This is a genomic window from Trinickia soli, from assembly GCF_002879855.1.
Lineage (GTDB): Bacteria > Pseudomonadota > Gammaproteobacteria > Burkholderiales > Burkholderiaceae > Trinickia > Trinickia soli.
Genome location: NZ_PNYB01000096.1, coordinates 1 through 394 on the forward strand (window position 1 = coordinate 1; position 394 = coordinate 394).

At 54.8% G+C, this 394-nt stretch carries 1 protein-coding gene; it reads left to right on the forward strand.

All coding sequences use genetic code 11. The annotated features are described in order from the left end of the window. A partial coding sequence (locus tag C0Z19_RS27800; protein ID WP_500472334.1) for a tRNA 2-selenouridine(34) synthase MnmH occupies nucleotides 1-394 on the forward strand: 394 nt, incomplete at both ends.

Consider the following 394-nt stretch of genomic DNA (forward strand, 5'->3'; position numbering starts at 1 on the left):
CATATTGTGCAAAGCTGGTTGCATGCAGCGGGGATTGATTATCCGCTGGTAGACGGCGGTTATAAGGCACTGCGCCAGACCGCGATTCAGGCGACCATTGAACTGGCACAAAAACCGATAGTGCTGATTGGCGGTTGTACCGGCAGCGGTAAAACGCTGTTAGTGCAGCAACAGCCAAACGGTGTTGATCTGGAAGGGCTGGCGCGTCATCGCGGTTCGGCGTTTGGTCGCACCTTACAACCACAACTTAGCCAGGCGAGTTTTGAAAACCTGCTGGCTGCCGAAATGCTAAAAACCGATGCCCGTCAGGATTTGCACCTGTGGGTGCTGGAAGATGAAAGCCGGATGATCGGTTCGAATCACCTGCCGGAATGCCTGCGCGAGCGAATGACTC